At 71.4% G+C, this 12,592-nt stretch carries 11 protein-coding genes and 1 pseudogene; 9 read left to right on the top strand and 3 right to left on the bottom strand.

Translation table 11 applies throughout. From position 1 onward, the window contains the following. Nucleotides 1-180 precede the first annotated feature (180 nt). Nucleotides 181-309, bottom strand: a pseudogene (locus ABZW03_RS04600) (flavodoxin family protein); the annotation flags it as partial. On the opposite strand from ABZW03_RS04600, the gene ABZW03_RS04595 reads away from it, so the two are divergent. Then, nucleotides 295-1,125 (top strand): amidohydrolase family protein, encoded by an 831-nt coding sequence (locus ABZW03_RS04595; protein WP_355252134.1) that lies wholly within the window; start codon nucleotides 295-297, stop codon nucleotides 1,123-1,125. The pseudogene ABZW03_RS04600 and the gene ABZW03_RS04595 overlap by 15 nt on opposite strands. A 238-nt stretch (nucleotides 1,126-1,363) precedes the next feature. Continuing rightward, nucleotides 1,364-2,311 (top strand): DUF5655 domain-containing protein, encoded by a 948-nt coding sequence (locus ABZW03_RS04590; protein WP_355252131.1) that lies wholly within the window; start codon nucleotides 1,364-1,366, stop codon nucleotides 2,309-2,311. 67 nt (nucleotides 2,312-2,378) lie between these two features. Here the strand turns inward: ABZW03_RS04590 and ABZW03_RS04585 are convergent, their stop codons facing one another. Next, nucleotides 2,379-3,128, bottom strand: coding sequence for a site-specific DNA-methyltransferase (locus ABZW03_RS04585; protein ID WP_355252128.1), 750 nt, complete (start codon nucleotides 3,126-3,128; stop codon nucleotides 2,379-2,381). 574 nt (nucleotides 3,129-3,702) lie between these two features. Here ABZW03_RS04585 and ABZW03_RS04580 point away from each other — a divergent pair. From ABZW03_RS04580 to ABZW03_RS04550, 7 genes are all read left to right on the top strand, one after another. After that, complete coding sequence (locus tag ABZW03_RS04580) at nucleotides 3,703-4,872, top strand: C40 family peptidase (RefSeq protein ID WP_355252125.1); 1,170 nt, start codon at nucleotides 3,703-3,705, stop codon at nucleotides 4,870-4,872. Nucleotides 4,873-4,943: 71 nt separating this feature from the next. Continuing rightward, on the top strand, nucleotides 4,944-5,252 hold the full coding sequence (locus ABZW03_RS04575) for a DUF6112 family protein (RefSeq protein WP_063346628.1): 309 nt from the start codon (nucleotides 4,944-4,946) through the stop codon (nucleotides 5,250-5,252). 35 nt (nucleotides 5,253-5,287) lie between these two features. Then, complete coding sequence (locus ABZW03_RS04570; RefSeq protein ID WP_355252122.1) at nucleotides 5,288-5,941, top strand: hypothetical protein; 654 nt, start codon at nucleotides 5,288-5,290, stop codon at nucleotides 5,939-5,941. Between the two features lie 15 nt (nucleotides 5,942-5,956). After that, nucleotides 5,957-7,429: an ATP-binding protein gene (locus ABZW03_RS04565; protein ID WP_355252119.1), complete on the top strand. Its 1,473-nt coding sequence runs from the start codon at nucleotides 5,957-5,959 to the stop codon at nucleotides 7,427-7,429. Nucleotides 7,430-7,575: 146 nt separating this feature from the next. Further along, complete coding sequence (locus tag ABZW03_RS04560) at nucleotides 7,576-9,048, top strand: SCO6880 family protein (protein ID WP_355252116.1); 1,473 nt, start codon at nucleotides 7,576-7,578, stop codon at nucleotides 9,046-9,048. A gap of 36 nt (nucleotides 9,049-9,084) precedes the next feature. Next, nucleotides 9,085-9,534 carry a DUF6238 family protein gene (locus ABZW03_RS04555; protein ID WP_355252113.1) on the top strand — a complete coding sequence of 150 codons (450 nt, stop codon included), beginning with the start codon at nucleotides 9,085-9,087 and terminating at the stop codon, nucleotides 9,532-9,534. Between the two features lie 17 nt (nucleotides 9,535-9,551). Further along, nucleotides 9,552-11,123, top strand: a complete 1,572-nt coding sequence (locus ABZW03_RS04550; protein ID WP_355252110.1) for an ATP-binding protein — start codon at nucleotides 9,552-9,554, stop codon at nucleotides 11,121-11,123. On the opposite strand, the gene ABZW03_RS04545 is transcribed toward ABZW03_RS04550, so the two are convergent. Beyond that, entirely contained in the window at nucleotides 11,079-12,530 is a 1,452-nt protein-coding gene (locus ABZW03_RS04545; protein WP_355252107.1) for a hypothetical protein, read from the bottom strand. The genes ABZW03_RS04550 and ABZW03_RS04545 overlap by 45 nt on opposite strands. Nucleotides 12,531-12,592: the final 62 nt, after the last annotated feature.

The following is a 12,592-nucleotide window of genomic DNA, read 5'->3' as shown; positions in this document are numbered from 1 at the left end:
CTCGCACCCAGCCCGCCCATCCGGAAAAGCTCCCATCCGGTTCAGCTGTCGGCATCGAGTCAGCGTTGGTCCAACCGGAGTTCGCCCGCACAAGTCCGAACCCGAGAGCGATCTCGACTGTGAACGCCCACAAAAACGCACAGGTCAGGCCCCAGCTCCTGGCTCAACGGAGCCGGCGGTTCACCGATGCTCGGGGTTCTCGAAGTCGAAGCGGCAGTCGGCGTCCCACTCGGAGCGCTGGTTGCCGTGGGCCGGGACGCCGCCGGCGTCCTTGAGCATGCGGGCGCGGTAGAGCTGGTTCCAGGTCACGCCGCCCCAACCGCCCTGGGCGGGCCACCGGCCCGGACCGAACAGATCGGGTTCACCCGGGTGGCCGACGGACCGGAACGGGTGCTCGCCGCGGTGCGCGAACAGCTCAAGAAGGGCGCCACCCAGATCAAGCTGATGGCCGGCAGTGGCATCATCTCCGAGTTCGACCCGCTGGACGCCCTGCAGTTCACCACGGCAGAACTGCAGGCCGCCGTCGCCGCGGCCTCCGACTGGGGCACCTATGTGACGGTGCACGTCTACACGTCCGAAGGCGTCCGCCGCGCGGTGCGGGCCGGGGTGCGCTGCATCGAGCACGGGCACCTCCTCGACAAGGACACGATCCGCCACCTCGCGGAGAAAGGCGTGTGGCTGAGCACCCAGCCGTTCGCGGTCGACGACCACCACTACGCGTCCGCGGGCAGCAACCACAAGAACCGCGAGGTCTGCGAGGGCATCGCCCGCACCATCGGCTGGGCCGTGAAACACGGCGTGAAGCTGGCCTTCGGCACCGACCTGGTCCTCGACCCCGGGAAGGCCCACCGGCGGAACGAGATGCTCGTCCGGCTCGGTACGTATCTCAGCCCGGTCGAAGCCCTGCGTACGGCCACCTCAGGCAACGCCGAACTGTTCCGCCTGTCCGGCCGCCGAGATCCCTACCGCGCAGCGCCGCTCGGTGTCATCGCGCCGGGAGCCTGGGCCGACCTCCTGGTCGTCGACGGCGACCCGATCACCGACCTGTCCGTCCTCGCCGACCCCGAACGCAACCTGCGACTGTTCATCAAGGACGGCGTCGTCCACAAGAACGACCTCAGCTGATCCCTGGGCCGGTGGATCAGGCGTGTCGCAGGAAGCAGCCTCCCTGTTGGAAGCCCTCGCTGCCGTGGACGTCTCCGCGCCCCTCCGCCTAACAGCTCGCGTGCCGAGGCCGCGGAGCGTGCCCGCGACCGGCCTCGGGGCAACAGCACGAACACCAGCCAAGAAGTCGGAACCGGAGGGAATACCACGTTCCTCTTCTGGATTAGTGCCCGGGCGAGGTCGCGCAAAGGGGGCGGGGATGGCCGATCTGAAGGTGTTCCGACGGGGTGCCGATGGCCGGGATGTCGAGCTGCAGGGTTCGACGGTGGCGCGGGAGCAGGAACTGCAGCGGCGGGTCGAGGCGGCGCTGGAGCCGATGCTGGGGGTGCGGTTCCTGGCGACAGAGTACGCGACGGGACCGTGGCACCAGGGGCGGATCGACACGCTGGGGCTGGATGAGGACGACGTGCCGGTGATCATCGAGTTCAAGCGCCGGCGGGATGCCGGGGTGATCACCCAGGCGGTGTCCTACCTGGTCTGGCTGCTGGCGCACCGCCACGAGTTCGAGGCGCTGGTTCGCAGACGGCTGGGCGCCGATGCGGCTGAGGCGGTCGATTGGCGGCGGCCTCGGGTGATCTGTGTCGCGGGCGAGTTCTCCCGCCATGATCGGGCTGCCGTCTCGCTCTACCAGCGGGACTATCGTGTGGACCTGGTGCGCTACCGGGTGTTCGGGCCGGACCTGCTGACGCTGCAGCTGGTCGAGACCGTTCCGGGCTTCTCCGCCTCCGGGGCCTCGCCAATGCAAGCTGCTCCGGCCGACGAGGCGAGCGACGAACCGGAGGCGGTCGCGGTGCCGGCGGGGGTCTCGCAGATGGAGGTACCGGGGTGCCTGCGGGAGCTGTACAGCGAGCTGGACGAGGCGCTGACCTCGGCGGGCGACCTGGAGGTGGTGGTGCTCAAGCACTACATCGCCTACCGGCGGATACTGAACGTGGCGTCGGTGATCTTCCGGCCCTCCGTCTCTCACCGGGCGATCCTGGTGTACCTGCGGTTGGACCCGGACTCGGTGGAGCTGGAGGAGGGCTTCACCCGGGACGTACGGGGCATCGGGCACCTGGGGACGGGTGACCTTGAGGTGCGGATCACTTCGTCGGCGGACGTGGAGAAGGCGGTGCCGTTGATCCGACGGGCGGTCGAGGGATCCTGACGGGCGATGAGGGCGGCTGGAATCTGGTGCTCCAGCCGCCCTTCCGCGTCCTCTGATGGTTCTCACGTCACGCCTCCGGTCCGGCGAGGACGAAGTCGTCCTGGGTCAGCTCGGCGCGCAGCCGCTGTTCGGCGATGTCGGCGTAGTGCGGGCTGAGTTCGACGCCGACGAAGCGCCGGCCTTCGCGGAGGGCGGCGACGCCGGTGGAGCCGCTGCCGGTGAAGGGGTCGAGGACGGTGCCGTCCTCGGGGCAGATCCGGACGAGCTGCTGCATGATTTCCAGCGGCTTCTGGGTGATGTGGACGCGGTCCTTGCGGGGCTGGCTGGCGATGAAGTGGCCGGGCAGGTAGAGATCGCGGCTGTTGTCGAGGGTGCCCTTGACGCCCCAGGTGATGAACTCCGCGGACTGCTTGAAGCCGCCCTTCCTCGGGCGGCTGGCGGGCTTGATCCAGGGGATAGTGCCCTGCCAGGTCCAGCCGGCCATCTGGAGGGCGTCGCTGGTGGTGGGTTCCTGCCTCCAGTCGGAGAAGACCATCGCCACCGCGTGCTCGGTGCTCGCCCGGTAGGCCTCGGTGAGGAGTTCGGTGAGCCAGGCGCGGTAGGAGCGCTGGTCACGGTTCTCGCCGGGGAAGGTCCTGAGGTCGTGGGCGGAGCCGCTCGTCACGTACTTGGTGCGGGCGTCGCGGCTGGTGCGTTCGGAGCTGGTGCGGCCGCCGCTGTTGTACGGCGGGTCGGTGATGACCGCGTGGACGGATTCGGCGGGGAGGTTCTTGAGCACGGTGAGGGCGTCGCCTCGGTGGAGGGTGAAGTCGTTCACGGGGGCCTTCCTCGGGCAGGGGCGAGCCGGCCCCGAGCAGCATGCCGGGGCTGCCGCCGGGAGCAGTGGTGGAGGGGAAGGTAGTCGCGATCGGCAGCCGTGCCTAACGGGCGGTACGAGGGTGTCGGGGCTGGGCACGGGGTCGTTTGGTGCGGCCGGACTTCGCGTCTACTGTCTCGCCATGCCAACCCGGCGGCGGGCCAAGTGGGCCAGACCCGGGGCGTCTTGACCCGTGCTGTCTCGTCCAGGTGAGAGAGCCCGGCTCGGCGCGCGAATCCGCTCTATACCCGAAGGGGTGCCTCGTGTTCCGGCTGAGATTACGAGCGCGGCCGGCTGCCGCGCGTGACCCGAGACCGGCGTCCGGAAGCTACCAACTCCTCTGACGCGGGCCCGCTCTGTACCGGGGCGGTTTCACCACCGGCGCGGTGTCGACGACTTCTTCGCACGAGGGGTCGGCACCGCGCTCTCCTACGAACCCGCAAGGAGCCGCTGCGATGCAGCATGCCCTGGCACACCCATGCCATCATCCCCCGCCGCCGTCGGCCCTACCCCTGTTCGGTGATCGGCGTGCGCCGTGAGGAAGGCGTTCGGCGCGCTCGTCGGGGTCGTCGCCTGCGGGCCGCTGATGCTGGCCCTGCCGGTGGTGATCGCCGGCGCGGGCAACGCCTCGGCGACGTCCGCCTCGTGTCCGCCCGGCGGCGGTCCGCAGAGCGTGGACAGTGCGGCCGTCGCGGCGCAGGTCGAGGCGATCCTGAAAGGCTCCAGCCCGCTCAGCGCCCCGAGCGTGGCGGGGCTGAGCAAGCCCGACGAGCAGATTCCCAACGCGAATACCATCCAGGCCACCGGCGTCGCGATGCACATCCCCGTCCGCGGGCAGGTCGTCGCCCTGGCAACAGCCATGCAGGAGAGCGAACTTCGCAACATCCGCTACGGCGACCGGGACTCGCTGGGGTTGTTCCAGCAGCGGCCGTCGCAGGGCTGGGGCACGCCGGATCAGATCATGCAGCCGGTGTACGCCTCGACGAAGTTCTACGAGGCGCTGCAGAAGGTCAGCGGCTGGGAGTCGATGACCGTCACGCAGGCCGCCCAGGCGGTGCAGCGCTCCGGCTTTCCCGACGCCTACGCCAAGTGGCAGCCCCTGGCGGAGGCGCTGCAGAAGGCCATCGCCCCGTTGCTCTCCCCCGTTACCGGCACCTCGCCCACCCCGGCGCCGACGCCAACCGCCGGAAGCACCGCGAGCCCGACGCCCGGCAGCAGTGGCTGCGGGACGCCTACGGCGGGTGGTGACGGCACCGACTTCGGCACGATTCCGCCCGGTGCGCTGCCGGCCGGGTACACCATCCCGGCGGATGCACCGCAGCCGGTGCAGACCGCGATCCGCTGGGCGCTCGGGCAGTTGGGCACCCCGTACCAGTGGGGCGGCACCTGCGCGAACTCGCACGGTGCGGACCCGATGGGCAGGTGCGACTGCTCGTCCCTGATGCAGGTGGCCTACCGGGCCGGCGGGGTCTCGCTGGAACGGACCACCTACGACCAGGTCAAGCAGGGCAGCGCCGTCTCAGCGGACGCGCTGAAGCCCGGTGACCTGCTGTTCACCCGGGGCACCGCGGCCGTGCCGGAGCACGTCGGGATGTTCATCGGCTCGGGGCTGATCGTACACGCCCCGAAGACCGGCGACGTGGTCAAGATCTCGACTCTCGCCTCGTGGCGGCCGGAGATTCTCGCGGTCCGCCGGGTTGCCTGACCCGCCCTCCTCTCCCCTCCCCCTCCTCTCCGGGCTGCTCTGGCATGCCCTGAACCGAACTGGAGCTCCTCATGTATCTCGCGGACGCCGTCGTGCAGCTCGCCTACGACCCCGGCATCACCCCCAACGAGGGCGGCCTGCCCGGCCTTTCGGTCCTCAAGCAGGTGATGGGCTCGCTGAACCTGTTCGGCATCATCGCGGTCGTCGGCGCCCTGGCCGTGAGCGCCGGTGTGTGGGCCTGGGGCCACCACAGCGGCGGTCACCAGGCCGAGGCCAACGGCAAGAAGGGCGTGCTCGTCAGCGCCGGCGCCGCCCTCCTGCTGGGCGCCGCGAACGGAGTGGTGAGCTTCTTCTCCACCCTCGGAAGCCAGGTCAAGTAATGCAGAAACGTTCCTTCCCTCTGGCTCGCAGCAGGATGCCCGGCAGCGCGCTGGTGCGCCGCCGGGTGCTGTTGGGCGTAGCCGTCCTGGTGATGCTCGTCATCTGCTCCGGGGTGCTGGCCTACATCACCCGGGACGGCCGGAGCTCCGCCGATCACCCTGCTGCTGCGGCCAGTTCGCCCGCGCCGGGTCCGTCGACGCCGTCTTCGCCGGGCGCGCGCTCGTCGGCGCTTCCTGGTCCGCCGTCGACGCACGATCCGATCGCGTTCGCGAAGGCGGCGGCGGTGGCGCTGTGGTCGTACGACACCCGCTCGTCCTCCCAGCCGGAGCTGGTGGCCTCCCTTCACCGGTGGCTGACCGTCGAGGGACAGTACGCCGACGCGGACTCGGTCGACCGGCTGGTTCCCTCGCCCCTGTTGTGGGGGCGGATGGCCGACAGCGGGCAGTTCGCCACGGCGACCGCGGCGGAGGCGCACTTCCCGGAGTCGTTCACCCGGGCGCTGCAGGCGGATCCGGGGGCGATCTCGCAGGCGTACGTCTACGCCGTGACCGTCTCCGGGAAGCAGTCGATCTCGTGGGACGGTGCCCCGGCCGGTGGTGCCGAGGACCGTTCGGCCACCCTCGCCGTGCAGTGCCGTCCCGACCGTCCGTGTGCTCTGGCCGGTGTGCTGCCGGCTGTGGCGCCCTGAGCCCGGGAGGTACTTGTGGACATCTGCAACCTCCCGATGATCGCCCAGGTCTGCACCGTCGTCGACGGCATGAACTTCGTCAGCGACCCGGGCAAGAGCATCACCGATGGCATCGGCGCGTGGATCGCCAAGTCGATGGGTGAGCTGGCGGCCAGCGCCGTCGACCTGTGCGCGAAGGCGGTCGACGAGACCACCGCGATCGACCTGTCGGCGCCGTGGTTCAGGGACAACTACCAGTTGATCCTGCCGATCGGGCTGATCCTGACCGTGGGCACGTTCTGCGCGCAGCTGATCCTGGCCGCCTGGCGGCGGGACGAGCGGGCGCTGGCGAAGGCGGCGTGGGGCACGATGACCGGTGTCCTGTTCGCCTTCGGGGCGATCAGCTTCACCGCGGTGGCGGTGACGACGGTGGACGCCTTGTCGGCCGGGTTGTTCCAAGCGGCGCACACCAGCGTGGCCGACGCGGTCAGGCGGATGATCAAGGTCAGCCAGTTCGGTGCCATGTTCCCGCTCGGCTGGGCGATCCCGGCCCTGGTCGCGGTCGGCAGCGCGATCGGGGCGTTCCTCTACTGGTGTGTGATGGTCGCCCGTAAGGTCGGCGTCCTGGTGCTGGTGGCGCTCGCGGCGTTCGCGGGTGCCGGCGGCGGCTGGGAGGTCGCCAAGCGCTGGCGGCGCGGCTGGATCGAGGCCACCGCCACCCTGATCGTCAGCAAGCTGCTGATGACGGTGGTCTTCCTCGTCGGTGTCTCCGCGCTCGGCAAGACGGACGCTAAGGACGGGATCGCCGCGCTGTCCGACGCCCTGGCCGGTGTCGTGATCATGGTCATGGTGCTGCTGTGCCCGTACGCGGTCTACAGGTTCGTCCACTGGGCGACGGACGGCGGTGGCCACGACGACGTGCACCGCACCGGCATGGCCGGGATGGCGACCGTCGCCGGGGCGGCGAAGACCGCCGGTTCCCTGGCCATGCAGTCCGGCATGGGAATGCCGGCGCCTCAGGGACCGCCCCAGGTCCCCGGGGTCAGCGGTGGCGGCGGCGCGGCCTCCGGCATCGACCCCACCGGCCGGATCAGCAAGGAGGGGATCGACGCCGGTCCCGCACAGCAGCCGACGAAGTTTCGCTTCGGCGAGAACCCGAGCGCTGGCGGCGACCGCGGCCGCGCCCTGGTCACCCGGCCCGGCATCCCGGCCCTGATCACCCGGGCCTCCCCCGGCAGCGGCAGCGGCCAGCCGGCATCCGCCGGCGCCCAAGACGGCGTTGCGGCTCAGCCCTCCGCACCGTCCGTACCGGGCGTCTCGACGACCCCGGCCGCTCCCGCGCCCTCGGTACCCGGCCCCGCCCCAGCCCCGACCCCAGGCGTTCCCGCTTCCTCGGCACCGGCCGGCCCCCCGGTACCCCTTCCCCCGGCCACCGGTAGTCCGGGCCTGGCTGGAGGACCGGATCCGCTCCGATTCGTCTATCCGAACCGAAGCGGATCCGGGTCCTGACCAGCCCCTGCCCCGGGGTGGGCGGCAGCCCGCCGTCCACCCCGGGCCCACCACCCGATCCCGAGCTTCCGAAGGACCCCCGCGATGACGTCCAGAAGAGCGCCGCGCCCCCGCCCGCCGCCCGCCCGCTCCTCCCTGGAACCCCGATGTCCTCCACCCCGAAGTCCGACGCCGCCCCCGCGTCCGTCAAGTTCCCCCACCGCTCCAAGCGCGGCATCCTGCTCGGCCTCAGCGCCCCGCAGCTGGTCGCCTCCGCCACCACCGGCCTGCTGCTGCTCGCCGTCCTCACCACCCGCGGCGTCACCGGTGCCCTCCAGCTCATACCCGTCTGGGCCACGGTCGCCGCCGTCGTCTTCATCCGCTACCGGGGCCGCACCCTCGCCGACTGGGCGCCGGTCGCCGCCCGCTACGCGCTGCGCCGTCTCCGCGGCCAGCTGCTCTGGCTCGCCCGCCCTTCCTCCCGGCCGGTGCGCGAGGGCCTGCTGCACCTGCCCGGCAGCGCCGCCAGCCTTCGCGTGGTCACCGCCCCGGACCGCCGCTACGGCGCCGTCCACGACCCGCACGCCGGCACCCTCACCGCGATCGTCAAGGTCTCCTCCCGCGCCTACGCCCTGCTCGACCCCGGCACCCAGAACGCCAACGTCAACGGCTGGGGCCGCGCGCTCGCAGCGCTCGCCCGCACCGGCCAGGTCGCCCGCATCCAGGTCATCGAGCGCACCGTCCCCGACTCCGGCGACGCGCTGCGCCGCTACTGGGAGGAGCACGGCCGCCCCGACGCCCCGCTGGCCGGCGCCCTCTACGGCGAGCTGATCCAGAACGCCGGTCCGGCCGCCGCCCCGCACGAGGCCTACGTGGCCATCGCCCTCGACTTCAAGGGCGCCCGGCGGCTGATCTCCCAGGCCGGCGGCGGCCTCACCGGCGCCTTCGCCGTCCTCGCCCAGCTGACGAGCTCGTTCGAGCAGTCCGCCCGCACCATCGGCCTCAACCCGACCGGCTGGCTGTCGGCCGCCGAGATCGCCGCCGTCGCCCGCACCGCCTACGACCCCAAGTCCCGTGCCGCCCTGGACCGCTGGTCCGAGGACGGGCGCCCCGGCGCAGCTCCGGCCGCCGCCGGACCGGTGGTCGTGGTGGAGAAGGCCGACCACATCTCGACCGACTCCGCCCACCACGCCACCTACTGGGTGGAGAACTGGCCGCGCACCGAGGTCAACCCCGGTTTCCTGCACCAGGTGCTGTTCGCCTCCGGGGTGCGCCGCACCATCTCCCTCTCGTACGAGCCGCAGGACCTCGACTCGGCGATGCGCGATGTACGCCGCAAGAAGGCCTCCGTCATCGCCGACTCCGCCGAGCGCGCCCGCAAGGGCCAGGTCTCCAGCGAGGCCGACTCCGTGGAGTACCAGGACATCCAGAACCGCGAGCGCCAGCTGATCGCCGGGCACGCCGACGTCGCCCTCACCGGCCTGCTGACCGTCTCCGCCGACACCGAGGACGAATTGCGCTCCGCCTACGCCGTGGTGGAGACCGCCGCCGTGGGCGCCCAGCTCGACCTGCGCCCGCTCACCTGGCAGCAGGCCGAGGCGTTCGCCGCCGCCGCACTGCCGTTCGCCCTCGCCGCCTGATGCCGGCCCTCCCGCCTTCCGAAAGAACAGCCCCTGATGCCGGCCACCACCCCCGTCGCGCAGGACTTCGTCCCGTACGCGACCGCCGCGATCGACTTCCACCGCGCGCTCAACATCCCCACCGGCCCGCTGGTCGCCTCCCGCGCCGAACTCGACTCCCTGCACGAGCACCTGGTCTCGCTGCACGCCCTCCTCGACGCGCACACCCAGCGCACCAGCCCGCTACTGCCCGGGGAGGGCGACCACCTCAAGGCCGCCCGCACCCGCCTGTGGCAGGCCGCCGACCACCTCCACGCCGCCTACCACAGCGCGCCCCGGCCCGGCACCGGCGAAGTCCCCGCTCCCGAGGCGTGTCGCGCCCGCCGGCCCGAGGGCGCGCCCGAGCTGACCATCTGCCGCCGCCACCAGCAGACCGCCCACCTGGTGCGCCACCGCGCCACCCCCGCCGAGCTGCACTCCCCGTTCACCGGCCTCGTCCGCCACTGACCCCGGAACCCGTGATCATGTCCAGGAACCGCGCCTCCGCCTCCCCGCTCTTCGTCCCGCGCAAGACCACCCGCGCCCAACAGCGCGCCGCCCGCGCCGAGTTCGCCGAAGCCCGCACCAAGGCTCGCTCCGCCCAGGCCCCCACCCGGCGCCGCGAACACGAGGGGCCCGACCCCGACCTCCGGCCCACCTACCCCGCCTCCGGGCGCCCGGGTCCGGCCTCCGCCCGCGGCGGCAAGCTCCGCCTGCCCAAGCACCGCCTGACCACCGCCGTCGCCAGCGGCGCCTACCCCTTCCTGGCCGAGGCCGGCCTCGGCGCCGAGGGCGCCTTCGTCGGCCGCGACCTCCACGCCGAAGGCTCCTTCTGCTTCGACCCCTTCACCCTCTACAACTCCGGTCGAATAGAGGGGTTCACGAACCCGAACGCGATCCTGTGCGGCGTCATCGGCATGGGCAAGAGCGCGCTCGCCAAGTCCATCGCCACCCGCTCCGTCGCCCACGGCTACAAGATCTACGTACCGAGCGATCCGAAGGGCGAGTGGACCGGCCTGGCCCAAGCCCTCGGCGGGCAGACCATCGCCCTCGGCCCCGGCCTCCCCGGACGGTTGAACCCGCTGGACGCACCGCAGCGACCCGCCGAGGTGAGCGAGGAGGACTGGCGCACCGAGGTCCGCAAGCGCCGCCTGCTCCTGCTCGCCAGCCTCGCGGCCACCGTGCTCAAGCGCGACCTGCTGCCGATGGAGCACACCGGCCTCGACGTCGCCCTGGACCTGGTCGTCGCGGACGCCGACGCTGCCGGCACGGTGCCGCTGCTCGGCGACATCGCCCACATCCTCGGCCGTCCCGAGCGCCTCGACGCCGCCCTCAGCAGCCAGGCCGGAAGCCTCGGCCACGCGGCCGACGACCTCGCCCACGCCCTGCGCCGCCTGGTCCACGGCGACCTGAGCGGCATGTTCGACGCCCCGTCCACCGTCACGTTCGACCCGGACGCGCCGATGCTCTCCATCGACCTGTCCCGCCTGGGCAGCAGCGGCGACGACACCGCCCTCGTCCTGGCGATGACCTGCGCGAGCGCCTGGATGGAGGCCGCCCTCGCCGACCCCGCCGGCGGTCGCCGGTGGGTGATCTACGACGAGGCGTGGCGGATCATGCGGCACGTCGGCCTGCTGGAGCGGATGCAGCAGCAGTGGAAGCTCTCCCGCGGGCTGGGCATCGCCAACCTGCTGATCCTGCACCGCCTGTCCGACCTGCTGTCCGCGGGCGACGCCGGCTCGCGAGGACGCGTCCTGGCCGAAGGCCTGCTCGCCGACTGCTCGACCCGGATCATCTACCGCCAGGAACCCGACCAGATCCCCGCCGCCATGGCCCTGCTCGGCCTCACCGGCGTCGAAGCCCAGGCCATCGCCGCCCTCACCCGCGGCCGGGGCCTGTGGAAGGTCGCCGCGCTCTCCTTCATCGTCCAGCACCTCCTCCACCCCAGGGAGAAGCAGCTGTACGACACCGACTTCCGAATGGCCGCCAAGTCCCGTGAGTTCGAGAGTACTTCACCCCTGATTGCCCTGAACCCACGGATGGAGGGTCGGAAGTGAGGCTACCCCCAACCCGTGGGTTCCCGAGCCCTTCTTCACTCCTTCGGTGGAGGCGGGGCGCTCCAGCGTCGCCGCGTATCGGTGGGCAGCCTCCATCGAGAGGCCGAAGAGGTCGCAGATTCGGCGGATGTCCCCGCCGGTGGCGTGGATCTCCTGCAGGATGCGGTCCTCGCGAAGTGCCTGTGGCTTCAACTCGGCTTTCTTCCAAGGGAAGTTGCGACTCGGCGGCGTGAGGCGAGGCGCCGTCTTGCGGTTGATGAACAGGTGCGGATTGGCGCTGGCCGGCCAGGTCCGCGCTCGATGGTCGAGGTAGGCGGCAAGCCGCGTCAGCACTGGTCCGGCCAGGGGGAGGCTTCGTTCGCCAATCGTGAGGCGGCCGTCCTGGACGTCGAGGAGGTGGAGGCCTGCCACCTGCTGCCCGGAGAGGGCGTGGAAGGCGACCAGGGCGATGGCGAGCGCGATGGCGGGGTCAGGCGAGTTCAGCGCGCTTCGGATGGCCGCAGTGTCGAGGGGAACGGGGACGGTGGATCCAACCGGTGTGACGGGCATGCCGCGCGTGGGGTTGATGAAGACCATCTTCCGGGCCTTGAGGACTGTGAAGAGCGAGCGGAAGCCCTGCTCGGCGAAGTTCCGGTGTGCTCCGCGAGCGGGCAACGCGTCGGCGACATCCCGGCGGCTGACCTCGGCCAGGGAGTCTTTGCCGGTGTCAGCCCAGGCCTTCAGGATCGGGGCCATGCCGAGGATGTGCAGGTGGGCTGTCTGCGGATGGCGTGCCCGACGTCGGGGCGCCTGTCGGCTGCCTTCGACCATGACGTCAAGCCAGACCTGGAGCTGTTCCAGCATCTTGGGCGGGAGACCTGCGGTGTGCCGGGCGAAGTAGTGCCGGACGGCCAGAGTTCGGTCGTCAACGAGCAGGTCGGCCGCGGCAAGGATCTCAAGGGTGGATACGGCCGTGCCGCCGATCTTGGGCAGCTCCAGCACCTCGCTGGCGTGGATTTTCGCGTCGGGGGTGTCCTGCATCGCCCGGAGGAGCTTGAGCGAGCGCTTGACCTCGTTGGTGAGCTTCTTGCTCCACCCATGCCTGGCGGCGTGGTCTCGCAGGACACGGTCGCAGTGGGCCAGCATCTGACTGTCGGGCCCTGCGGTGGCTCGCTTGAGCGCCACCTTGTCAGGCTTGGGCATTCGGAAGAGCGGCGGCTGGCGCCAACGGACTGGCGTGAAGGTGTAGTTGGCCCCGGAGTCGACCGCCGGCATGTCCTGTCGGCCGGGCTGGGCCGCACGACGGGCGACGACGCTCTGTGGCGCGTAGGTCTTGTGAAGGTTGGCGAGGTAGAGCTGCTGCCCGTTGCGCGCGACGGCGCCGAAGTCGATGGGTCGCCCCGGCTCTTTGAGTCTCTGTCCTTCCACCAGGCAGAGACGACAGGCGCCGGAGTCGCCGATGGGTGTGGTGCGTCCGCAGTACATGCACT

This window comes from Kitasatospora sp. NPDC004799, from assembly GCF_040609095.1.
Classification (GTDB): Bacteria; Actinomycetota; Actinomycetes; order Streptomycetales; family Streptomycetaceae; genus Kitasatospora.
Note: the sequence above shows the minus strand (reverse complement) of the source record. Positions and strands in the feature narration are given on the sequence as shown.

What these genes read in the sequence shown, in the direction of transcription:
- ABZW03_RS04590 (WP_355252131.1), top strand. Translation starts at nt 1,364, where the DNA reads ATGGCCGATCTGAAGGTGTTCCGACGGGGTGCCGATGGCCGGGATGTC.
- ABZW03_RS04575 (WP_063346628.1), top strand. Translation starts at nt 4,944, where the DNA reads ATGTATCTCGCGGACGCCGTCGTGCAGCTCGCCTACGACCCCGGCATC.
- ABZW03_RS04570 (WP_355252122.1), top strand. Translation starts at nt 5,288, where the DNA reads ATGCCCGGCAGCGCGCTGGTGCGCCGCCGGGTGCTGTTGGGCGTAGCC.
- ABZW03_RS04560 (WP_355252116.1), top strand. Translation starts at nt 7,576, where the DNA reads ATGTCCTCCACCCCGAAGTCCGACGCCGCCCCCGCGTCCGTCAAGTTC.
- ABZW03_RS04555 (WP_355252113.1), top strand. Translation starts at nt 9,085, where the DNA reads ATGCCGGCCACCACCCCCGTCGCGCAGGACTTCGTCCCGTACGCGACC.
- ABZW03_RS04550 (WP_355252110.1), top strand. Translation starts at nt 9,552, where the DNA reads ATGTCCAGGAACCGCGCCTCCGCCTCCCCGCTCTTCGTCCCGCGCAAG.